The 22,258-nt window shown below is 71.2% G+C and carries 24 protein-coding genes; 16 read left to right on the top strand and 8 right to left on the bottom strand.

Annotated features, from left to right (window positions below; genetic code table 11):
* Positions 1–78 precede the first annotated feature (78 nt).
* The 16 genes from GXP76_RS10180 to GXP76_RS10105 all read left to right on the top strand — a co-directional run bounded on the left by GXP76_RS10180 (position 79) and on the right by GXP76_RS10105 (position 12,239).
* A complete protein-coding gene (locus tag GXP76_RS10180; protein ID WP_242571129.1) occupies positions 79–549 on the top strand; it encodes a transcriptional regulator in 471 nt (156 codons plus the stop codon).
* A 94-nt stretch (positions 550–643) separates the two neighbouring features.
* A complete protein-coding gene (locus tag GXP76_RS10175) occupies positions 644–1,060 on the top strand; it encodes an NUDIX hydrolase (protein ID WP_242571128.1) in 417 nt (138 codons plus the stop codon).
* Positions 1,061–1,209: 149 nt separating this feature from the next.
* Complete coding sequence (locus tag GXP76_RS10170; RefSeq protein WP_242571127.1) at positions 1,210–1,479, top strand: DUF6284 family protein; 270 nt, start codon at positions 1,210–1,212, stop codon at positions 1,477–1,479.
* Positions 1,476–1,826: a hypothetical protein gene (locus tag GXP76_RS10165; RefSeq protein WP_242571126.1), complete on the top strand. Its 351-nt coding sequence runs from the start codon at positions 1,476–1,478 to the stop codon at positions 1,824–1,826. Before GXP76_RS10170 ends, GXP76_RS10165 begins: the two co-directional genes overlap by 4 nt.
* On the top strand, positions 1,823–2,683 hold the full coding sequence (locus GXP76_RS10160; protein WP_242571125.1) for a protein spdB: 861 nt from the start codon (positions 1,823–1,825) through the stop codon (positions 2,681–2,683). The genes GXP76_RS10165 and GXP76_RS10160 overlap by 4 nt, the downstream gene beginning before the upstream one ends.
* Positions 2,683–3,072 carry an RRQRL motif-containing zinc-binding protein gene (locus GXP76_RS10155; RefSeq protein WP_242571124.1) on the top strand — a complete coding sequence of 130 codons (390 nt, stop codon included), beginning with the start codon at positions 2,683–2,685 and terminating at the stop codon, positions 3,070–3,072. The genes GXP76_RS10160 and GXP76_RS10155 overlap by 1 nt, the downstream gene beginning before the upstream one ends.
* Positions 3,073–3,095: 23 nt before the next feature.
* On the top strand, positions 3,096–3,458 hold the full coding sequence (locus GXP76_RS10150) for a DUF6251 family protein (protein WP_242571123.1): 363 nt from the start codon (positions 3,096–3,098) through the stop codon (positions 3,456–3,458).
* A 34-nt stretch (positions 3,459–3,492) separates the two neighbouring features.
* On the top strand, positions 3,493–3,909 hold the full coding sequence (locus GXP76_RS10145; RefSeq protein ID WP_242571122.1) for a hypothetical protein: 417 nt from the start codon (positions 3,493–3,495) through the stop codon (positions 3,907–3,909).
* A 16-nt stretch (positions 3,910–3,925) separates the two neighbouring features.
* The gene (locus GXP76_RS10140) at positions 3,926–4,261 is read left to right on the top strand and encodes a hypothetical protein (protein WP_242571121.1); all 336 of its coding nucleotides are present in this window, start codon (positions 3,926–3,928) and stop codon (positions 4,259–4,261) included.
* An 89-nt stretch (positions 4,262–4,350) separates the two neighbouring features.
* Positions 4,351–6,486 carry an ATP-binding protein gene (locus GXP76_RS10135; protein WP_242571120.1) on the top strand — a complete coding sequence of 712 codons (2,136 nt, stop codon included), beginning with the start codon at positions 4,351–4,353 and terminating at the stop codon, positions 6,484–6,486.
* Positions 6,487–6,708: 222 nt separating this feature from the next.
* Positions 6,709–6,999 (top strand): hypothetical protein, encoded by a 291-nt coding sequence (locus tag GXP76_RS10130; RefSeq protein WP_242571119.1) that lies wholly within the window; start codon positions 6,709–6,711, stop codon positions 6,997–6,999.
* 82 nt (positions 7,000–7,081) lie between these two features.
* Positions 7,082–7,948: a bifunctional DNA primase/polymerase gene (locus tag GXP76_RS10125; protein ID WP_242571118.1), complete on the top strand. Its 867-nt coding sequence runs from the start codon at positions 7,082–7,084 to the stop codon at positions 7,946–7,948.
* Entirely contained in the window at positions 7,941–9,422 is a 1,482-nt protein-coding gene (locus GXP76_RS10120) for an ATP-binding protein (protein WP_242571117.1), read from the top strand. Before GXP76_RS10125 ends, GXP76_RS10120 begins: the two co-directional genes overlap by 8 nt.
* 405 nt (positions 9,423–9,827) lie before the next feature.
* Positions 9,828–10,043: a helix-turn-helix domain-containing protein gene (locus tag GXP76_RS10115; protein WP_242571116.1), complete on the top strand. Its 216-nt coding sequence runs from the start codon at positions 9,828–9,830 to the stop codon at positions 10,041–10,043.
* A gap of 69 nt (positions 10,044–10,112) precedes the next feature.
* A complete protein-coding gene (locus tag GXP76_RS10110) occupies positions 10,113–11,372 on the top strand; it encodes a site-specific integrase (RefSeq protein WP_242571115.1) in 1,260 nt (419 codons plus the stop codon).
* Between the two features lie 423 nt (positions 11,373–11,795).
* Positions 11,796–12,239, top strand: coding sequence for a hypothetical protein (locus GXP76_RS10105; RefSeq protein ID WP_242571114.1), 444 nt, complete (start codon positions 11,796–11,798; stop codon positions 12,237–12,239).
* Positions 12,240–12,267: 28 nt separating this feature from the next.
* Here the strand turns inward: GXP76_RS10105 and GXP76_RS10100 are convergent, their stop codons facing one another.
* From GXP76_RS10100 to GXP76_RS10065, 8 genes are all read right to left on the bottom strand, one after another.
* Positions 12,268–15,144 carry a BTAD domain-containing putative transcriptional regulator gene (locus GXP76_RS10100; protein ID WP_242571113.1) on the bottom strand — a complete coding sequence of 959 codons (2,877 nt, stop codon included), beginning with the start codon at positions 15,142–15,144 and terminating at the stop codon, positions 12,268–12,270.
* Between the two features lie 272 nt (positions 15,145–15,416).
* Complete coding sequence (locus tag GXP76_RS10095; RefSeq protein WP_242571112.1) at positions 15,417–15,803, bottom strand: hypothetical protein; 387 nt, start codon at positions 15,801–15,803, stop codon at positions 15,417–15,419.
* A 174-nt stretch (positions 15,804–15,977) separates the two neighbouring features.
* Positions 15,978–16,343 (bottom strand): SH3 domain-containing protein, encoded by a 366-nt coding sequence (locus tag GXP76_RS10090; protein ID WP_242571111.1) that lies wholly within the window; start codon positions 16,341–16,343, stop codon positions 15,978–15,980.
* 192 nt (positions 16,344–16,535) lie between these two features.
* On the bottom strand, positions 16,536–17,078 hold the full coding sequence (locus GXP76_RS10085) for a helix-turn-helix transcriptional regulator (protein WP_242571110.1): 543 nt from the start codon (positions 17,076–17,078) through the stop codon (positions 16,536–16,538).
* A gap of 8 nt (positions 17,079–17,086) precedes the next feature.
* Positions 17,087–18,526, bottom strand: a complete 1,440-nt coding sequence (locus GXP76_RS10080) for an FGGY-family carbohydrate kinase (protein WP_242571109.1) — start codon at positions 18,524–18,526, stop codon at positions 17,087–17,089.
* Entirely contained in the window at positions 18,523–19,239 is a 717-nt protein-coding gene (locus GXP76_RS10075) for a GntR family transcriptional regulator (protein ID WP_242571108.1), read from the bottom strand. Before GXP76_RS10075 ends, GXP76_RS10080 begins: the two co-directional genes overlap by 4 nt.
* Positions 19,240–19,241: 2 nt before the next feature.
* Entirely contained in the window at positions 19,242–20,462 is a 1,221-nt protein-coding gene (locus GXP76_RS10070; protein ID WP_242571107.1) for a CaiB/BaiF CoA-transferase family protein, read from the bottom strand.
* Between the two features lie 36 nt (positions 20,463–20,498).
* Positions 20,499–22,190 carry a thiamine pyrophosphate-binding protein gene (locus tag GXP76_RS10065; RefSeq protein WP_242571106.1) on the bottom strand — a complete coding sequence of 564 codons (1,692 nt, stop codon included), beginning with the start codon at positions 22,188–22,190 and terminating at the stop codon, positions 20,499–20,501.
* Positions 22,191–22,258: the final 68 nt, after the last annotated feature.

Here is a 22,258-nt window from a genome sequence, read left to right as displayed (position 1 = left end):
CCGCTGCTCGTCTCGTACGAGCGGCGTTGAGGGGAGCCGGACCGTCTCCGAACCCTCCATGCGACAGGAGATCCACACATGCTCGCTGCCACGTTCGCCGCCGTGTTCGCCGCCCTGTACGTCGGCCACTCCGTGGGTGACCACTGGGTGCAGTCGTCCTGCCAGGCCGCTGACAAGGGAAAGCCCGGTTGGGTCGGCCGTCTCGCCGACGCCCGGCACGTCCTGGGCCTGACGCTCACGAAGATGATCCTGCTTCTGCCGGTCGCCTTACTGCTTGACCTGCGGGTCAGCGCCCTCGGTCTCGCCCTCGGGTTCGGGGTCGACGCCGTGACCCACTGGTGGGCCGACCGCCGCTCGACGCTCGCATGGCTGGCCAAGGTGGCCGGCAAGGGCGAGTTCTACAGCCTCGGGACCCCGGCTCACCCGGCGGCCCCCGCCACTGCCAGCGGCGGCTACGCGCCGACGCTCGGGACCGGCGCCTACGCGCTGGACCAGTCCTTCCACCACGTGTGGCTGCTGGTCGGTGCGCTGATCATCGCCACCGTCTGACCTCCGCATCACAGCCCCGGACCCGGCGTGATGCCGCCGGATCGAATCCGGCCCGGGGCACTTCCCGCACCACCTGACATCCCGAGAGGAACCCATGACCACCACCGAGACCGAGACGCTTGAGACCATCCGCTACACCGCCGACGTCGTCGTCACCACGACCGACGGGTACGTCCTGCTGATCGAGCGCGGCTGGCCTCCGTTCAAGGGCCAGTGGGCTCTGCCCGGGGGTCACGTCGATCCCGGTGAGACGAGCCGTGCCGCCGCCGGGCGTGAACTCGCCGAAGAGGCCGGTGTATATGCGGCACCGGAAGAGCTGAACCAGATCGGCACGTTCGACCAGCCCGACCGCGACCCGCGCGGCCGGTACGTCACCGTCGCCTACCACCTGACCGTCATCCCCGGAACGATCATCGAGCCGGGTGACGACGCCGTGCGCGCCGAATGGTGGCCCCTGGCCGATCTGCCGCCGCTTGCGTTCGACCACGCCGACATCATCGCCACCGTCTAACCCCCGCAGCACCGCCCCGGCATCCAGCCGTGAGGGCGCCGGATCGAATCCGGCCCGGGGCACTCCATCCATGAACGGCGCACGCCCCCGGAGAGGCAACTCCGGGGGCGCTGGTTGAGCCGTGCCACCTGCTAGGGAGAACCCGACTCATGAACCACATCGTCACTGTTCAACAGGCTGTTACCGCCTTCGCCCCGGACATCGAGCCGACGGGCGCTGAGCTGGACGTGATCGAGAGGGAGATGCCCGCGATCCTGGCGGACGTCGACCTGCTGGACGCGCAGATCACCGCCATGGACCGGCCGGCCAACGAGCTGGACACCCGGCGTATCCGCCGGGCCCGCCACCGGGCGCTGGTCGCCCGCCGCGAGCTGACCAACCAGGGCGCCGACAAGAGCATGCCGGGCGGTGCGGCATGAGCAAGGTGCTGACGCTGGACACGCTGACCGTGCCGCTGCGGGCGTTGCGCCTGATCACGGTCGACTTCCCCGACCTGCCCGCCCCCTCGCTCGGCGTGTCCACGGTCTACCCGAACCGGCTGACGCTCTCGCTGCACTCGATGAGTGTGGGCGACAGCTTCGCCGCGTTCGAACAGTGGCGCGACGCCCTGGACATCGGGCCGGACGCCGTCACCTTCCACATGCAGTGCGACGGGCTCACCGGAGTTCTGGAGGCGCTCGCCACCTACGCCGGCGCGGACATCGAGCTGGTCGCATACGCGCACGTCCCGCAGACGGTGAACACCGGTACGGGGGTGCCGGCATGAGCGCCAAGACCGCGTTGCCCGCTGTCGCTATGACGGCGGTGTCCATGGTCTTGACTCTGGCTGTGGTGGTGATGTGGCTGGGCACTGCGATGCCGTGGCCCGTCGCGCTGGTCGTCGGTCTGGGGATCGACGGCGGATGGCTGGCCACCCTCGCCTACGAACGTCGTCTGGCCGCGCAGGGCGACCACTCCACCGCCGTCACGGCCGTGGGCTGGTCCTTCGGCCTGGTCGCCACGGGTGTCCTGGTGGCGCACGCGCTGACCGGTGAGGAGAACACCGGCGCGTGGCTGGCCGTGGCGTGGCTGCCTGTCGCCGCGAAGGCGCTGTGGCTGGTGCACGGGCTGTGGGAGCGGACCGCGCTCACGTCCGAGGCGCTGGGCGCGATTCAGGGCATTCAGCAGGAAGCGCGGGACGAAGCGGCCGTGGCGCGTGCCCGGCTGCGGGCGGAAGCGGCCACGGAAGAGACGCGGCTGACGGCCGTGACGCAGGCCGGCGCCCGCGTCGCACGCGTTCAGGCCGAGACCGCTGAACGGCTCTCCGAAGCGTGGTCGACGCTCGCGACGGCGCGGGAGGGTGCGGAGACCGGCAGGGCGCTGACCAGCGTGACGACCCCCGTCACACCCGGCGTCACACCCCGCTGGGAACTCCCCCTGTGGGGACCCACGGAGCCCGTCTCCCCGCTCGCGCTGGAAGCCGCGTCCGCGCTGTCGGACGATGCGCTGGACGCGCTCGTGGACCGCATTCGTCACAGTGAGTCGCCCGCTCTGTCGTACCGGGAGATGGCCGCCCGCTTCCGGGCCGCCGGCCACTCCGCGAGTGAGGTCCGCCTGCGGTCCGCGTGGAAGCGCGTCGCCTGATGTCCGCCCGGTTCCTCGATCCGGACGGAGAGGTGTACGGGCTCCCGACGTTCCCGTTCCGCATGGCACCGGGCGGCTACGCGACGCGCCGTCAGCTCCGCACCGCCGGGCTTCGGCCCGGCGGGCAGCCGGTCGCCGCACAACTCCTCTGGTACTCCAACCGCCGCCGGAAACCGGGCTCCCCGCCCGTCCTGCGCGTCGCGTACCTCTACCGCGTCGACCTGGCCAGACCGGTACGGCCGATGACGCCGGCGAAGTGGGCCGCGCTCGCCAGGGCGAACGCGGCCCAACGGGTGTGCCCCGAGTGCCGGACCGATGCCGGGTACCGCATCCCGCTGACGCTCGGCATGTGCGTCCCGTGCGCCACCCCCGCCCACCAAGCCGCCTGACCTGCACGTCTTGGAGGAAACCCGTGGAATCCCTTCCCACAACGCCCGCCCCGCGTACGGTCGTCCAGCTCCCGGACGGCACCCACGCCTACATCGACCCGCACGCCCTGCCGCAGCAGACGGGGCCTCAGGTCGTGCACATCCACCAGGCCGCCCCGGACAGGACGGTTCAGCGCGTCGCGCTCGGGTCCGGGGTCGGCGCCGGCGCCGTCGGTGCGTCCGTGTACTTCGGCCCGATGCTCATCGCCGCGATCACGTCCATGGCCATGTCCCTCGCGGTCGTCGCCCTGGTCGTCGTCGTCACCGGCTGGGCCGTCGTCACCGTCGTGAAGAGCGTGGGCGGTGCGGACGGAAAGGCCGCCGCGAAGACGCTCCGCAAGCGCTGACCTGCCGTTTCACCGCACCCGAGAGGGCCCGCTCATGAACCATCTGCCTCGCTTGATCGCCGACTACCTGTGCCTGTGGCGGGACATCATCCGCTTCCCGCGTCAGGTGCTGCTGAACAGGTCGCACTCGATCGCGTCTCTCCTGGGGATCGCCGGGTTCTGCGTGGTCGATCTGTTGATCGCACGTCCCTTGACGACTACCGCGACGTTCGTCGCGCTGGCCGTGTTCGCCCCGTCCGCGCTCGTCTCGGTCGCCGGTTCCCTCGCCCACGCCCTGTGGGACCGAGGCCTGATCTGGGCGGACATCGCCTGCGAGTGGTGCGGCGACGACCCCGACGACGACGGACCGGATGACGGTCTCGGGCCCGACGACCCGGACGACCCCCACGGCCTCATCCGGGAGATCACCGACTACCTGAGCGAACAGCGCACCCTCACCGTGACCCGCTGACCTGGGAGAACACGTCATGTCGAGTGACACCTACCGCAGCTACACCCGCTCCGAGCGCGCCCGGCGTGCCCGCGCCGTGTTCGGCGGGGTGCGCCACGCCGCCGCCGACGCGCCCACAACCCGCCACGCCAAGACGATCGACCGGATCGACGCCCGTGCCGAGGAGCGCGGAGCCCGCGAACTCAAGGCCATGCGACGCCAGATGGACACCGACCGGGACGCCGTGGCCGCCGCGAAGACGGCACTGCGGACCGCCGACCGGTCCGGCCGCGACGCCGCGAAGAAGGCCCTGCGGACCGCTGAGGACACGCTCAGGCGCACGGAGCGGGCCGCGCGGAAGCTCGGACTCTGACCAACCCCCGGACGGCCGCCTACCGGCCAAGGAACGCCGGCCGTCCGGGGCCCCGCCGCACTCATTCGAGAGAGCAGGAACCACCCATCATGACCGACCTGACAGAGCAGGAGAACGCCGTGGCCACCGTCCACCACATCAACGAGCACCGCCCCGGCGGCCATGAGTCGCCGCTCTCCCTGGCCAAGCCCACCGACGACCAGACACCGGTCACGCCGTTGTGGGTGCGCTCCGGTCGCGCGGTCCGGACGGCCGTCACGCACAAGAGGACTCTTACCGCGGGGCGCCTCGCGGTCCGGCACAGCATGTACGTGGTTGGGGGAACGAGGATCGTCACCCGGCGCGCGTGGGACGGCCGCAGTGCGGCCCGGTACGAGCGGATGATCCGCACCGCCGAAGCGGCCGGACAGCCCGAGATCGCGGCCGAGTGGGAGGAGCGCGGCAGGGCGTTCCGTGCGGCGCGTCATCAGCGGCGTATGGACCTGTTGACCGCCCCCGTTCGCCTCGCCAAGGGCGCCGCTGTCGGCACCGCGCTGACGGGTGGCGGACTGCTCGGGCTGGGTATCGCCATGGCCGTGCACTCCGGTGACGTCGCCGACATCGGCACCCCGATCATGGGCTTCATCGACCTGGTGAACTGGGCTGTCATGATCGCCACTGTCGTGTGGGGACCGCTGGTCACCATCGGCCCGTGGCTCGGTCTGCTCGCCCTGTGGGGCGTCGGCCGTCAGCGCCAGGCCGCACCCCAGTGGGCACTCCCCGCGAACGCCCGCAGCAGCGAGGGTGCCCCGATCACCCCGTCCGTGGTGGTCACCGCGATGCGGGACCTGGGGGTCGCCGCACTGCGGACGGCCATCAAGGACATGGGCGACGCCGGCGCGTCGATGCTCGGGCCTATCCGGATCGCCGGATGCGGAGTCGAGGTCGACGTCACGCTGCCGTCCGGGGTGGCAACGAACGAAGTCCAGTCCCGCCGCCGCAAGCTCGCGGAGAACCTCGCCCGGCACGAACACGAGGTGTTCATCACGATCCCCGAAGCGGCCCGCACGGTGCGGCTGTGGATCGCCGACTCCGGGGCGCTGGACGAGCCGATCGGCCCGTCCCCGCTGGTCACCGACACGACGATGACCGCCGACTACGCCAAGGGCCGCGCCCCGTGGGGGCAGGACCTTCGCGGCGACCTCGCCGCTCTGAGCGTGTATCAGCGCCACCTGCTCATCACCGGACTGTCGAACCAGGGCAAGACCGCCGCCCTGCGGGCACTCGCCCTGTGGCTGGCCCTGGACCGGTCGGTGGAGTTCTGGATGGGCGACCTGAAGGGCGTGGGCGACTGGGACATGTTCGACGGCCTGGCCACCCGGCTCATCCAGGGGCCGACCGACGATCACGTCATCCAGGTCACGGAGATGGCCGAAGACGCCGTGGAGGAGATGAACCGCCGCATCCAGGCCCCGCCCGGCACCCAGTTCCCGGCGCTCATCGTCATCGTGGACGAAGCGCAGGTCGCGTTCATGTGCCCGGTCAAGGGTGACGACAAGCGCCCGTATGGCGGGTCGTCCGCCACCTCCCGGTACTTCATGGCCGCGCGGAAGATCCACAACCAGGGCCGTGCGGTGAACGTGCTGCTCTGGCAGGGCACCCAGGACCCCACGGACCAGAACCTTCCCAAGCTCGTCCGCGAGGGCGCCCACACCCGCGCGTCCCTCGCGCTGGGCACGGAGTCGCAGGCGCGTATGGCGCTGGGCGACAAGGCCGTCGACGGCGGGGCCGCCCCGAACCTGCTGCGTCCGGGGCTGGACCAGGGAACCCTCGTCGTCGCGTCCTCCGGCATCGAGGTTCCCAAGGGGCAGTCGTCCCTCACGGTGCGCACGCACTACATCAGCACCGACGACGCGAAGGTCATCGCGGAGCGGGCCAAGGCCCTGCGGGACGGCGTCACCACCCTGCACGTCATCGACCGGGGCGAGGACCGTGACCCGCTCGCCGACATCGCCACCGTCCTCGGGGACTCCCCGCGCGTGCTGACCATGGACGTCATCAAACGGCTCGCCACGCTGAGCGAGGACGCCTACGGCTCGTGGACGTTCGCCGACCTTCGCCGCGTGCTGGACGACGCGGACGCGGCGCCGTACAAGTCCGACGGGCGGATGGTCGTCGGCCGTGACCGCATCCTGCGGGCGCTCGCCAACCGTGGCGACGACGATTCCGCTTCCGCTACCGGATGACAGGGAGCAACACCCCGGCGGGTCAGGGAGACAGGGTGAAGTCCCTGCCCCGCTCCCTGACCCGCATCCCTGGCTCTGACCTGCACACATGATCTCTCAGGGACTCAGGGAACCTCCGCAGGTCAGCACCCCGAAACCCCCTCCACAGGCACCACCCAAGGGGGTGCTCACCGCTCCCTGCCCACGCCGACGCGCGCATTCCGCTTTCTGAGAGGAGATCCCGTGATCCGAGCCCGTATCAAGGTCACCCACTGCCCCCGCCGGGCGCTGATCCTGACCGACACACCCCGGCCCGACTGCCCCGACTGCCAGGGCCAGGGCGGCATCGCGCACGACTACGGCGACCACACCGGCGAGTACGCCGGCACCGAATGGGAGCCCTGCCTGTGCTGGACGCAGTGGGCCGCCCTCCTGCTCCCCCTGCCCCGCCGCCCCCGCTGGCTCCGTCGCCGCCGCACCGCCCACGACCCGTGGGCCACGCCCGGCGGCTACTCCAACGAACCGCCCTTCTGACACGACCGAGGGCGGCCCCCGTACCGGCAAAGTCCGGGGCCGCCCTGGTTCTCCGCTCATCTCAGAACAGGAGACACCCAGCATGACTCAACCGATCCCCATCAGGCGAGAGCGCCTGCTCACCGATGCCCTGAAGTTGGCCGCCGCCGGTGTGCCGGTGCTGCCGCTGCGGGCGGGGAAGCTGCCGTTCGGGAACTGCCCGGCCTGCCGTAACAACGTCTGCGGTGGCCGGCCGAACATGAAGACGGCAGGCGCGTGCGTCTGCCAGGCTCCGTGCCACGCCTGGGCCGCCGCGACCACCGACCCGAACGTCCTCGACTCGACGTCGTGGCGGCGGGCGTGGCGGGAAGCGCGGGCAGTGGCCTACCACCCCGGCGGCGCCGGGCTGACCGTCGTGGACCTCGACAACGCCGACGCCATCGCCTGGGCCCGTGCGAGCCTGCCCGCCACCCGGACCGTGGCCACGACCCGGGGTGAGCACTGGCTCTACCTCGGTGCCATGCAGGGCGCCAACGGCGTACGGCCCGGCGTCGACATCAAGTCGACCATGTCCTACGCCCGTTGGCTCGGCCCCGGCACCGGCACGATGGCGCCCCTGCCGGACGTCGTGCGCGCGCTGACCGTGAAGGCGCCGGCCCCGGCCCGATCGGTGGCCGTCACGGTGCCCGCCATGGTCCGGGGCGGGGAGTGCCCGCACCGCACACCCACGTACCTGGACCGTGGCATCGCCATGGCGGAGCAGCGCATCACAGAGGCGCGTGAAGGGGTCCACGCCACCGTGTACCGGGTGTTCCTCGCTGTGCTGTCCACGCACGGCCGGTGCGGCTGCCTCACCGAGACGCACACCGCGCGGCTGTTCACCGCCGCGCAGGCCAAGGGCGAATCCCCCCGGCACTGCACGGACGCGTGGACAAACGCCATGACCACGTTGGGACTGGGCCATGTCTGACGACGACAAGACTCCCGCCCGCGAGGTCATCGCGGACTACGCGCAGGAGCATTTCCGGTACTTCCGCACCGCCGACGGGACCGTGTACGCGCAGAAGAACGGCCACCCCGTGGCCCGTCCGATCCGCTCGCAGGGCACGACGGGCAGCCACCGGCAGGAACTCATGGTCGGCCTGTTCAAGGACGGCATTGGCGTCTTCAACGGGTCGGCGCTCAAAGAGGCGTTGGACCTGATCGAAGCGCTCGCGCTGTCCGAGGACGTGCAGCCCGTGCACATCCGCGTGGCGCCCGGATTCGACGGTGTGACGTGGCTGGACCTCGGGCGCGACGATGGGAAGTCCGTGCGCATCCACCCCACCGGGTGGGACATCGTCACTCCGGACCCGCGTGAGGTGTGCTGGCGCCGTACACAGCTCACCGGGGAACTGCCCCTGCCCGTCAAGGACACCGACGGCAAGGGCATCGACCTCCTGATGCGGCTGTGCAACTTCGCCACCGCAGAGACCGAGTGCCTGGCACTGGCCTGGCTCATCGGCTGCCTCGGACCGTCCGTTCCCGTGCCCGCGCCGTTCCTCACCGGGCCACAGGGCGCGGGCAAGTCCACCGGTGGGCGGATGCTCGTGCGGATCATCGAGGGCATGAGCGGCGACCTGCGCCGGGCACCCAAGGACGAGGAAAACCTCATCGCCGCCGTCGCAGCAGGGTGGGTCACCGCGCTGGACAACCTGTCCCACATGACGCCGGACCTGTCCGACGCCATGTGCTGCATCGTGACCGGCGCCGAGAGCGTGAAGCGGGCCCTGTTCACCGACGGGGACGTGTTCCGCGTCGGCTACCGCCGGCCGCTCCTGCTGACCGGTATCGACGTCGGCGTCATCCGCCCGGACCTGGCGGAGCGGCTGTTGCCGCTGCGGTTGGAACGCCCCCGAGTCAGGCGCACCGAGGCCGAGTTGTGGGCGGAGTACGCGCAGGTGCTGCCCGTGGTTCTCGGCTCGCTCCTGGACCTCGCGGCCAAGGTCCGCGCCGTTGAGGCGGAGACGCCGACCGATCTGCGGATGGCGGACTTCGCGCACCTTTGCGCGCAGCTCGACGCGGCGACCGGCCTCGGGGCTCTGCCCGCGTACCGGGCGAGCCTGGACGACCTGAACGACGACGTGATCGAGGGTGACCTACTCGCGCAGACCGTCCTCCGCCATGCCGAGACCATCGAGCCGTGCGCGGCACAGCAGATGACGTCCACCGAGTGGCTGTCCTGCCTCAGCCGCCTCTACAGCGGCGACGAACTGCGCTCCCTGCCCAAAGGGTGGCCCACCACCGGAAAAGTCCTCTCCGACCGGCTCAAGCGCCTCCAGCCCACCCTGGCGGCCAGGGGCGTGCTCATCGACTCCGGCCGCACCAAGGCGGGCCGCTACCTCGAAATGACCCGCACGGCCGCCCTGACCCTGCCCCCACACGAACAGCAGCAGGCGTTCTGACCGCGAACGCGCGCGCTCAGACGAACAGCAAGAGGAGCACGTGCTCCTCTTGCTGTTCGGCGGAACGCCGCCCCAAGGTCGCGCCGCGAAGCGGCCCCTTCATCGCGCTTTGAGGCGCACCGAACTACTACAGACAGCCCCTTCTTTGTCCTAAGAAGGAAGACGCTGCGTCACCTGCGTCACCCGGACCGGAAAACGACCGCTGACCTGCGCCGACAGCGGTGACGCAGACGGTCGGCTCTGCGTCATCCTGCGTCACCTGCGTCACCCGGTGACGCAGCCGATGACGCACCGGTGACGCAGCCCCGACCCGCCGCGTCACCCAAACCAGCAGGTCAGAGCCCTAGATGACGCAGATGACGCGGTGACGCAGAAATCCGAACCTCGGACACGCACAGGCCAGGCATGAAGGCACACGGAGGCGAGATGGCCGTACTTCCTGACGAGTTCCTCACTCCCGACGACATCGCCAGGATCTTCAAAGTCCCCAAAGAGACCGTCTACCAGTGGCGCAAGAAGCGGACCGGACCGCCCGGATTCCGCATCGGCAAACACATCCGATACGACCCCACCGCAGTCCGCGCCTACACCAACGACCGCATGGCCCAAGACGCGGCCTGACACCCCACCACACGGCCAGGGGCGAGCACTGCTCGCCCCTGGCCGCACTGCTGCCCAAGGAGCCCACCCATGGCAGGCCACATCCAAGACCGCTGGTACAAGACCGAAACCGGCGCTGAGGGTAAGTCCCGCCGCGTCAAGACCGACCGGCACGGAACGGGTATGCGCTACCGCGCCCGGTACGTCGGTCCGGACGGCACCGAGAAGAGCAAGTCATTCCCTGACAGGCAACGGCGGCTTGCTGAGGGGTGGTTGAACGAGACAGCCGCCGACATGTCGCGCGGCCAGTACATCGACCCTCGGGCCGCACGGATCACTTTTCAGCAGTTCGCGGAGAAGTGGGTAGCCACCCATACGACTGAGATCAACAGCCGTGAGGCTGCCGAGCGTCGCTTGCGGCTGCACGCGTACCCGTACATCGGAACGCGTCCGCTCGCCTCCTTCCAGCCTGGCCACATCCGCACGTGGCTGGGCAAGCTGGAAGCCGTCGTTCCCGCTTCCTCCCACCGTCGGATCATCTTCGGGACCGTTTCCGCCGCCCTCAGCGCGGCCGTCGATGACGCCCTGCTCGCCAAGAACCCCTGCCGCGCACGGTCGGTGCAGATTCCGAAAGCAGCCCCACCACGAGTGAGCCCGTGGACGTCATCCCAGGTCTTCGGTGTGCGCGCCGCGCTGCCCGAGCATCTGCGAGCCACGGTGGATGCGGCCGGCGGATGCGGTCTGCGTCAGGGAGAAGTCTTCGGTCTCTCGGAGGATGAACTCGACTACGAGGGCGAGTGGCTCGGAGTTCGGCATCAACTCAAGCGCATCCGGGGCAAGTTCGTCTTCGCCCTGCCCAAGGGCGGCAAAGTTCGGGACGTGCCTCTACCCAAGGCCGTGGGCTCCGCACTCCGTGAGCACTCGGAACGCTTCCCGCCGGTCAAGGTCACGCTGCCGTGGCGAACCCCTGACGGGCCGCCCGTCACGAAGTCGCTCATCTTCACCGGAGCGTCGGGCAACCACGTGCGGGTGAGCTACTTCAACGACTTCATGTGGAAGCCCGCTCTTGCCGCCGTAGGCATCATCCCGGAACCCGAGGAAGGCGAGCGGTACGCGGCGGCCCCGGAGGACGGCATGCACGCGCTGAGGCACTTCTACGCGTCCGTCCTGCTGGACGCGGGTGAGAACATCAGGGCCCTAAGTTCCTACTTGGGGCACAGTGATCCCGGCTTCACTCTCCGGATCTATACGCACCTCATGCCGAGCAGCGAGGGGCGCACCCGCAAGGCCGTTGAGGCCCTCTACAGGCCGCCCGTGGACCATGATCACGGCCCCCAGGCGGCCCAGTAGCCTCTCAACGGCCCCGATCGGCAGCAAACATGCTGGTCGGGGTCATTGAGGGCTCACGACGCGAAGCTTCATCTACTTCTGGCCGGTCTTCACGGGCCAGACGATTCCCGTCGGGGAGTGGCAGGACCGGATGTGGTTCGACACGTGGGTCTAGGGCCTGTCTTTTGGATCAGGCCGGATCAGGGAGCGGGGTCTGGTGCGTGCGATCGCAAGGCGGAGGAGGGAGGCATGGCGGAGCCATGCCGACTGACGACAACGCGGCGAGCGTGCGTGCCAGGGACCGCGAGCCCGGCAAGATCCGAAAGACAGGCCCTAGCGACGGATGGCACCGGGGTGCCGGCCGGTGCGCCTCCCGCCGACGATCCCGGCGCCGGCGGGGAGCCGCCCGCGACCGTGCGTGTCGCCGGGACTGTGCTGAGCAGGGTGGAGAGCCCTTCGTCCCTGGCTTGCTGGAGCGGCTGCTTCCGCGAGCCGGCGGACGCGGCCGAGGCCGGGTTGAGTCTGGTCGTCCAGCCGGCCGCCGCGCCGGACGAGGCCACTCTCCGGCTGGCGCACGATGTCGTGAACGGCTTCCACGGCTTCGTCGACCAGGCTCTGGAGTACTGCCGCACCCGATTGCGGGAACCGCGGTTCGGACTCACGGCGGAGGAACAGGTCTGGCTGGACCACCCGGAGCTGTCTCTGGGGGTTCCCGAGGCGATCGTGTGGGCCGACCGGACCTGGGCGATCCGCTTCGCGGAGAGCAGACTGCGGCTCGCGGACCCCTACGGAGTCCTCGTGACGTTCGACGGAACGGGGCCGGTCGAGGTCGAGGGGCTCGACGACGAGGACGACGCCGACCTCGGTGACCCCGCCGACCGGGAATGAGCCGCTCGGCGCGCCGGCGGGCGTGCGCTCACGCCGGGCGGGGGCGCGTGATGGCGTTCAGTTTGGAACGGAGTTCGGCGGCCTCCGGATGGTCGAGATCGCCCAGGATGTCGAGAGCCTGTCGCCAGGACTCGCGGGCCTTGCCCTCCTCGGTGTTCTCCAGATACGCGGTGCCGAGATTGCCGAGGGTGTGGGCCTGGCCGAACCGGTTGCCGATCTCGGCGTGGGTCCTGATCGCCCGGCGGTAGTTCTCGACAGCGACGTCGTGCTGCCGCAGGCGGCGGTACACGGTGCCGAGAACGTCGAGTGCGAAGCCCTCCCCCCACCGGTCGCCCTCGGTGCGCAGGACGGGCAGTGCCCTGCGCAGGCAGGCGACGGCGTCGTCGAATCGGTCCAGTCGCTCGTAGGAGTCACCGAGGTTGGCCCAGAGGTTTCCCTCGCGGCCCCAGTCTCTGCCGTGCACGCGGTAGATGGCCAGTGCCCGGCGGCAGTACTCGACCGACCTGTCCGGGCGGCCGTGGTGACGGTAGGCGTAGCCCAGGTTGGTCATCGCCTCGGCCAGGGAGTGCGTGTCGCCGAGTGTCCGGTTGATCGCCATCGCCTCGCGGAAGTGCTCGATCGCCTCCTCGTACCGGTGCATCTCCGCCAGCGCGCACGCCACGTCGCTGATACTCCGCGCCTCGCCCGCGCGGTCGTGGGAGAGCCGGGCGGCGCTCAACGCGCACTGGGCGGTGTCCAGCCAGTCGTGCAGATAGCTGCGCAGATAGAAGAAGCCCCACAGGCTGGCGGCCAGCCGCCAGGCGATGGCCGTCCGGCCGGTGGCGGCGGCGTGGTGGACAGCGGCGACGAGATTGGAGCGTTCGCTCTCGCACCAGGTGACGGCCTGCTCGCAGGAGCCGAAATCGAGGGGCCGGCACGAGGCGGGCAGGGGGTTGAGCGGGAATCGCTGACGGCCCGGGGTGAAGTGCGGGCACGTGGCGTCCGTGGTGTGCAGGTACCACATCAGCAGCCGCCCGACGGCGTGTTCGCGCTCCTGCGCGGGCTCCTCGGCCGACAGCCGTTCCGTGGCGTAGACGCGCAGCAGGTCGTGCAGACCGTAACGGCCGGGTGCGTGCTCCATGAGGAGGTGGGCCCGCGTGAGTTCGGCGAGCGGGCCGTGGGCGCGCCGGGGTTCGAGTCCGGCCAGGGCGGCCGCGGCGGGCACGGAGATGTCGGGCCCGGTGTGCAGGCCGAGCAGCCGGAACAGGCGCGCGGACGGGGCGGACAGTGATTGGTACGACCAGGAGAAGACGGCCCGCGCGTCGGTGCTGAGATCCCCGCCGTCGAAGGCGTCGAGACTTCCCTGACTGGCGCGCAGTTCCCCGGCGACGGCGCTGAGCGGGAACCCGGGCTGGGCGGCGGCGCGAGCGGTGGTGATGGCCAGGGCCAGTGGAAGCCGGGCGCACCGGGTGACGATCTCCTCCACCGCTTCCGGTTCGGCGGCGACCCGGTCCTCACCCAGCCGGTTGACCAGCAGGTCCTGGGCTTCGAGCCGGGTGAGCAGGTCCAGGACATGGAGGTGGGCGCCCTCGGCCGCCACGAGCCCGGTGAGCCGGTCGCGGCTGGTGACCACCGCGAAGCAGCCGGGGGAGCCGGGCAGCAGAGGCCGGACCTGGTCCGCGTCGCAGGCGTTGTCCAGCACGACCAGTACCCGCCGCCCGGCGAGCAGACTGCGGTACAGGCCCACCCGGGCCTGGAGGTCCGCCGGGACGCCCTGGGCCGGCACGCCGAGCGCTTCGAGGAAACCACGCAGCGCCTCGTCGGGCGTCACCGCCGTACCCGAAGGGCCGAAGCCCCGCAGATTCACGTGCAACTGGCCGTCCGGGAACCGGTCGGCCACTCGGTGGGCCCAGTGGACCGCGAGCGCCGTCTTGCCCACTCCCGCCGTTCCCGACAGCGCCGACACCGCCGCCGGACCTTCGGCAGCGGGGGCGAGGACCGCGTCCAGCCCGGCCAGTTCCCGCTGCCGCCCGGTGAATCCCCGTGCTTCCAGCGGTAGTTGCGCCGGCACCGCGCGGCCCGTGGCGACCGCGACCGGGGCCGCGGTCGCGGTCGCGGTCGCGGTCGCGGTCGCGGTCGCGGTCGCGGGGAGAACGGATTCGCCGCGCAGGATCGCCTGGTACACCCGCTGGGTCTCGGCGGCCGGATCCGTACCCAGCTCCTCGGCCAGCCGCTCTCGCAGGGCGGCGTAGCAGGTCAGCGACTCCGAGGCGCGCCCCGTGACATGCAGTGCCCGCATCAGGGCCACGGTGAGCGGTTCCACCAGCGGGTGTTCGGCGACCAGACCGGTCAGCCGGCCGATCACGGCGGTGGCGTTGCCCGTCCGGGCCTCCGCGTCCGCCCAGGCGAGCACCGCTTCGATGTACCGCTGCTCCCAGCTCCGCCGGGTCCGCTCCGCCCAGGCACCGGGCACGCCCGCCAGCGGTTCCCCGCGCCACAGCCCGATCGCCTCAGTCAGCGGCGCCACTCGTCCGGCGTCCGACCCGCCCGTGCTCCGGGCCCGGTCGACCAGGTCCTGGAACAGGTGAACGTCCACCCGGCCGGGTGCGACGTCCAGCAGATAGCCGCCGCGCCCGCGCCGCAGCCGGGGCGCGTCGGCCAGGATGCCGTCGCCGGCGGGGAGCGGCCCGGCGGTGGTCGCCAGGGCCCGGCGGATCCGGGAGACGTACGTGTACAGCGAGGCGCGCACCCGGGCGGGCACCTCCTCGCCCCAGACCCGGTCGATCAAGGTCTCCGCCGGCACCCAGCGACCCGCGTCCACCAGCAGGGCCGACAGAACCGTGCGCTGCCTGGGCGGGCCCGGGTCCACGGCGGTGCGGCCCGGCCCCCGCAACTCGATCGTTCCCAACAGCAGAAAATCCGGCATCCGCTTCCCCCGAAGTCACGGGACACCGTCCGAGGACGGAGCCCCCGCCCCACGTGCCCCCCGGCACGCGAAGTTCCAGTGAATCAGGGAATGGACGAAGCGTCGCCCGGTTTCACGGCGCCGTGCGGAGTGCCGGGTTCCACGGCTCGGGGCCGGTCCTCACGAGGAGTCGTGAAGAGCCAGGGGAGCCCGGGGAGGCGGGCGAGCCGGGAGTCACGAGAGGGCTCCCGGAACCGGATCGGTTCCGGGAGCCCCGTCGTAGGCCGGCCTGGTCAGCGCTGGAGCGTGATCGAGTTGATCGGGGTCATGTTCTTGTTGATGTAGTCGCCGGCCTGGAGATTGCCCTCGCACCGCGTGCCGTTGTACCCGAGGCAGGTCGACATGGTCGCCTTGTCGGTCTGGTTGTTGTAGATGCGCCACGTCCCGGTCACGTTGGAGAGGTTGTAGTACCCGTACTTGTAGTAGGTGAAGACGGGCTTGTCACCGTTCCAGCCGGCTCCCGGGTAGAGGCACACGTAGCCGGACTCGCAACCGTGCGACTTGGCTGCCGCGGACTGCGTGGAGTCCCCGATCGGGGCGGCGGAGGCCGAGGTCACCAGCCCGGCACCGGCCAGGGCCAGGGACGAGAAGGTGACGAGGACCGCTTTGCGGAAGGACATGGTTCCCCCTGTGTGATGGTGGGGCCGCGCGGTGAACTGTGTGCTCGCCGATGGTCGGTGTCGTTCGACCGCGCCGGCCCGTTGACCTGTTCACACGATGCGCCGGGGGTGTGGGCGGAAATCTCGCGAAAACCTTGCTTCCCCGGTCACGCGGTGAGGGCCCGGTGCGTGCCCCTACTGGGGGCAGGGGACACGGCTGCCGTTGTCCCTCAGCAGATCGTCACGCATCCACCCCGCGGAACCGGTGCTGAGGTTGCGCGCGTAGCTCCACGTGAGACCGTCCTGGCCGACCGTGTAGCAGTGGTAGTTGATGGTGTGGCTGAGATGTGCCAGTCCCCGGCTGGCGCACGAGGTGCTGGAGCCGGTCCGCATGTTGACCCCGTTGGCCTTTCCGGTGCCCTGGGCGGGGTCGAGGTCGGGCGGGGTGCCTCCGCACGGGTAATGGGCGGGGGCCGCCGACGCGGGGGCGGCCAGCGCGAACGGGCTCACGAACGCGGCTGCCACGGCGAGCGGCAGGAACTTGACGGCGAGTGACCTCACGGTCTTCGTCTCCTTCGTCGGTCGGACAGGGGTGGGCTGACGTGCCGCCGATACGGACCGGCGGGGCGGATCCGTACGAACGCGCCCGGCCCTCAAGGCCCTTCGGCCACCCGTACTGTGCTGAGATCCGCCGGTCGGCGACAAGCCGTTAAGCCCTGCCTTAAAGGCCGGGCCCCAGTCCACTTCCGCGCCTCACCCGTCGGCCGCTCCGTGACCGCTCCCGGCCCTCAGCAGCGCCAGCCCCAGGGGCGTGACGACGTGCTGCACGGCCCTGCCCCGGCGGCTGGTGCTGATGAGGCCAGCGTGGCGGAGCACCGTCGCGTGCTGACTGGCGGCCGCGGCCGAGACGTCGAGACGGCGGGCCATCTCCGTCGTCGTGGCGCCTTCCGCCGTGATCCGCAGCGCCGCGGCCCGCGTACGGCCGAGCAGCGCCTCCACGTTCCGGCCCGGAGAGGTGTCCGGCCCGGCCTCCCCGGCACCGGCACCGGCACCGGCCAGAGGCTCGCGGAGGGCCGGCACGGTCAGCCGGGGCGGCTGGCCGGTGCTGTGCGGATCCCACAGGAAGCTCACCGCGCGCGGGGAGAAGACGGTGGGCGTGATGATCAGCCCCCGGCCCCGGAGGTGCACCTCGGTCCGGCGCGGATACGGGGCGACCTGGTCCCGATCCCGGGTGCCAAGCGCCGCACCTAGCTCGAACAGAACGCCGGCGCACTGGACGTCGAGAGAGACGGGCATGCCCGCCGTCAACCGGTAGCGGCACCCGACGCGGTCGACAGTTCGTCCGTCGCGTCGCGCAGTTCCAGCCAGTGGGCGTGCAGTCGCTCGTAGCGCGCCGCGCGGGCCGCGTCGGGGTCGATCCTGCGGGGGGTGCCGATCAGGCGGGCGCGGATGGCGTCCAGACCGGTGTCCAGGCCGGAGCCGATGAACGCGAGCGCCGCGGCGCCGAGCAGGGTGACGTCGGGCTCCGGGGAGATCAGGAGCGGCCGGGCGAGGATGTCGGCGCGCAGCCGTGCCACATGGGCGCTGCGCGACGAGCCGCCCGCCAGCGCGACCGGCAGGCCGCCCGAGGGGTCGAGGCGGTCCATTCCCTCGCGGACTGTGAAGGCCGCCGCCTCCTGGGCGGCCCGGAGCAGGCACGCCGCGTCGTGGTCGGGGCGCTGGCCGAGCACCGCGCCCCGGGTGCCGGACCGCCAGGTCGGGAAGCGCGCGCCGGTCATGCCGGGCAGGACGGTGAGCCCGTTCGCGCCCGGTGGCACCGCGGCGAGCGCGTCGTCCGTGACGGTGCCGACCAGGGAGCGCCACCGGGCGACGGCGCCTCCGGTGAGCCCGGTCGCCCCGCCGGCGACGAACCGGCCGGGCAGGACGGACGGGTTGAGTACGGCGCCCTCCGGTACGTCGCCGGGGTCGGCGAGCAGCCGTCCGACGACGTCGGTGGTGCCCGCGACGTCGGCGATGACGTCGTCGGCCCCGCCCAGGAGCAGCCCGATGCCGACTGACCCGTCGGGGCCTCCGGCGATCACGGGAAGTCCCGTGGGCAGGCCGGTGGCCGCCCCCGCCTCCGCGCTGAGGGTGCCGACCACCGACGTCGGCTCCGACTGCGGCGGCAGCAGTACGGGGGCCGGCCCGGCCTCGGCCGGCAGACCGGTGTTCCACTCGCGGCGGCGCACGTCGGAGGCCAGCGTGTAGGCGGCGCTAATCGTGTCGGTGGTGAGCCGTCCGGTGAGCCCGGCGACGAGGAAGTCCTTGGGCGACAGCACGGCGTGCGCCCTCGACGCCGGTCCGGGCTCCATGCCGAGCAGATGGGCCAGGGCACCGCCGGTCAGCGCCGGCCGGCCGGCCGCGTGCAGCAGCCGCCGTACCGTCGCGTCGCCGAGCGCCGCGAGCCGTGCCACGCCCTGGGTGTCGGCCCAGCCGCCGCCGCGGCCGAGGGGCCGCAGAGCGGAGTCGACCACGACCGTGCCGATGTGCGCGGCGATGGCGAGCGCCGCGGGGGCCGGTCCGCCGGAGACCCCCGCCAGCGCGGCCCGTACGTCCCGCTCCAGTTCGCCGGCGTCGAAGGTGTCGCCGCCGAGTCCCGAGGTGCGGGCGATACGCCGCTGCGCGACGATCTGTCCGCCCGCGCCGATCACGGCGGCCCGCACGGCCGAGGTGCCTACGTCGACCGCGACGACACGCGCGCTCATTCGGCGTCGATCCTCAGCAGGAAGGGGAATCCGGGCAGCGTCCAGCTCGTGGTGAACTCGACGATCTCGCCGCGCGACCCGTAGGTGGTGCGGCGTACCACGAGCGCGGCCCCGCCGGGTTCGGTGGCGAGCAGCTCCGCCTGTTCGGGGTTGAGCAAAGTGGCCGTCATGGACTGGTCGGCGTGGCGCAGTTCGACCCCGAAGCGGGTCGTCAGGGTGCGGTAGAGGGAGCCGTCGAGCAGCGGCTCCCGGCACAGTGACGGCGCCACGGAGTAGGGGATCCAGGCGTCCTGGAGCGCGGCGGGCGAGCCGTCGACGAGACGGACACGGGTGAGCCGGTTGACCGTGTCCTCGGCCGTGCCTCCGAGGACTTCGGTCACCTCGGCGGGCGCGGTCGTGGTCCCGCAGTGGATCAGCCGGGTGGACGGCTCGCCGCCCGTGCCCTCGATCTCCTCGGCGAAGGACCGCAGCCGGTTGAGCCGCCGTCCGCGGTCGCCCTGGCCGCTGACGTACGTGCCGCTGCCCTGCCGCCGTACGACGAACCTCTCCGAGTCGAGCAGGTCCAGGGCCTGCCGCACGGTCATCCGGCTCACCCCGTACTGCCTGGCCAGATCCGTCTCGCTGGGCAGCCGCGCCGAGGGGGCCAGGGCGCCGGACCGGATCCGGGAGACGAGGTCGTCGTAGATCACCTGATACCTGGGTGCGCGCGCCATGGTCAGATGGCTCCCGACCCGCGCAGCTGGGCCATGTCCTGGGCGGAGAGCCCGAGGATGCCCCCGTAGACGTGAGCGTTGTCCTCGCCGACCCGAGGTGGCGCCTTGCGGACCATGGGCGGGGTCTTCTCCATTTTGATCGGATTACCGGGCATCCGGATGGTACCGAGTTCGGGATGCTCCGATTCAACGATCATGTCACGGGCGGCGATCTGCGGTGACTCGGCGACTTCCGCGACCGACGCGACCTTCGCGTAGGGCACACCCGCGTCGTCGAGGGTGCGCGCGATGGCCTCCCTCGTACGGCCGGCCACCCAGGCGCCGATCTCGCCCTCCAGGAACTCCTGGTGCGTCATCCGCCCTTCGACACGGGCGAATCGCGGGTCCTCGGCCAGGTCCGGCCGCCCTATGACGGCGCAGAGTTTCGGGAACAGCGAGGCGGTGCCCGCCTGGATGTAGATGGGTCCGTCGGCGGCCTCGTAGACGTTGACCGGCGCCGTCAGCAGATCGCGTGAGCCGCTGCGGGGCATGGACTGGCCGAGCATGAGCTCGGACATGAGGCGGATGCCGAGCGCGGAGAACATCGTGTCGAAGGACGCGATGTCCACGAGCTGGCCCTCGCCGGTGCGCTCGCGGTGCAGGATCGCCAGCAGTGCCCCGATCGCGCCCTGGTAGCCGGTGGTGTAGTCGGCGATGTAGGTGCCGCTGAGGGTCGGTTTGCCGTCCGGCTCGCCGGTCATGTCCATCAGCCCCGACGACGCCTGCGAGATCGCGTCGAACAGGGCGCGGCGCGAGTCCGGGCCGGTCTGGCCGAAGCCTGAGATCGACACCAGGATGATGTCGGGGTTGAGCTCCTTCATCCGCTCGTAGCCGATGCCCATCTTCTCGATCGTGCCCGGCCGGTAGTTCTCCACGACGACGTCCGCCCAGGCGATCAGCCGCTCCAGGATTCCGAGCGCCTCGGGGTGGCGGGTGTCCAGGGAGGCGTCGTACTTGTTCCGGTGGTAGAGGAACATGTAGACGCTCTCGTCCCGGTGGTACGGGCCGTGGTGCCGCGAGTCCTCACCGCCCGGCCGCTCGATCTTGACGACCTCGGCTCCGAAGTCGGCCAGGATCTGCGCGCAGAGCGGGCCCGCGATGAACCGCGAGAGGTCGAGCACCTTCACGCCGTCGAGGGGCGCGGGACCGGGCGCCGGGTCCGGTACCGGGTTCGCGTTCGACATTGCCGCTGTACCTGCTTCCTTCTCCTGCTCCTGCTGCTACTTCTTCGGCGCCACGAACGACGGGAACGTCCAGGCGTTGGCTGAACGGTCGATCGGCACGTCGAGTATCACCGGCGTACCGGCCTCGAAGGCGTCGGCGACCCGTTGCCGCAGCGCGGCCAGGCCGGTGACGACCTCGCCGTCCACTCCCATCGCGCGCGCCACCATGCCGAAGTCGACGGTGCCGAAGTCGACGCCCGTGGTGCGGCCGTCGAAGTGCAGTTCCTGCTCCTGGCGGATGTTGCCGTAGCTGGAGTCGTTGAGGACCACGACGCAGACGTTGCCGCCGACGCGGGCGAGCGTCTCGATCTCGCCCATGCTCATGCCGAGTGAGCCGTCACCGATCAGCGCGAGCACGGGGCGGCGCGGGTCGATCAGCGACGCGGCGATCGCCGACGGCAGCGCGAATCCCATGTTCCCGAAGCCGACGGGCTTGATGTAGCTTCCCGGCCGCTGGATCTCCCAGAGGAAGGACCAGACGCCCGGGTTGCCGGCGTCCGGGATCAGCAGCGTCTCCTCGGGCGACACCTCGCGCAGGGTGCGGACGATGTCGGCCGGGGACAGCGGGCCCTCGGCGGCGGTGTCCGCCACCTCGGAGCCCTGCCACCAGTCGGTGCGCGCCTTGGCGAGCGAGCTGATCCACTCCGCGCGCCCGGCCTTCGCCCCGGCCGCGTGCCCGGCGGTCGCGGTGACCAGGTCGCGGGCGAAGGCGCCGAGGTCGCCGACCACGCCCTGGGTGATCTCGGAGTAGTAGCGCCCGATCATGGCCGGTTCGACGTCGACCTGGATCACCTCGGGGAGTTCGCGCCGCCAGCGGGTGGTCGACACGGCGTTGAGGCTGTTGCCGAGCGCGAGTACGAGATCGGCGTCGCCGAGGACCTCGCCGGAGAGCGTGGTGCCCATCCGGCTGACGGCCCCGAACACCAGCGGATGCGTGGTCGGCACGGACCCGATGCCGTTGAAGGTGGTGACGACCGGGATGCCGAGCGCGTCGGCGAGCGCCAGTACGTCCTCGCTCGCCCGCGCGCGGTTGCCGCCGTTGCCGAGCCAGATGACCGGCCGTTCGGCGCGCAGCACCCGTTCGGCGACCCTGGCCAGCGCGACCGGACCGGCGGACGGCCGCTCTCCGACCCACGCGCGGCTGGGGTGGACGGCGGGCACCACCGGCGGGTCGGTCACCTGTCCCTCGATGGTGTCGCGGGCGAAGTCGAGGTGGACCGGGCCGGGGTTGCCCGTGAGGGCGTTGACGTACGCCTCCTCCATCGCCTGCTTGATGGACGAGCTGTGGGCCACCAGCCGGGAGTACTTGACCAGCGGCTTGAGCAGTTCGACGTGGTCGGCGTTCTGCGCGTCGTCCTTGTGGATGTTCTCGCCGTTGTTGTTGCAGGTGAGGACGAATCCGGGGCTGGAGTCGCGGTAGGCGCCGCCGACGCCGGTGATGAGGTTGGTGGCGCCGGGCCCGGTCGTGGAGATGCAGGCGGCCGGGGTGCCGGTGAGCCTGCCGTAGGCGTCCATCATCACGGCCGCGGCGTTCTCGTGCCGGGTGTGGACGAGCTGGATGCCGGGGGTGTCGATGATCGCGTCGGTGATGGCGAGGGTCTGGCCGCCGACGACGCCGAAGACGTACTCGACGCCGAGGGAGGTCAGCATGTCTACGACGACCTGGCCGCCGGTCTTGGAAGTGCTCATCTGCGAAGATCCCGTTTTCTGTGTCGGTGCGGTGGTGCGGTCGTTGAGCGGTGCGCGGTGGGAGACGG

The organism is Streptomyces sp. NP-1717 (genome assembly GCF_022695985.1).
In the GTDB taxonomy this organism is placed as follows: Bacteria; Actinomycetota; Actinomycetes; order Streptomycetales; family Streptomycetaceae; genus Streptomyces.
The sequence above is the reverse complement of the archived record's forward strand: the minus strand, read 5'-3'. Positions and strand labels throughout refer to the sequence as shown.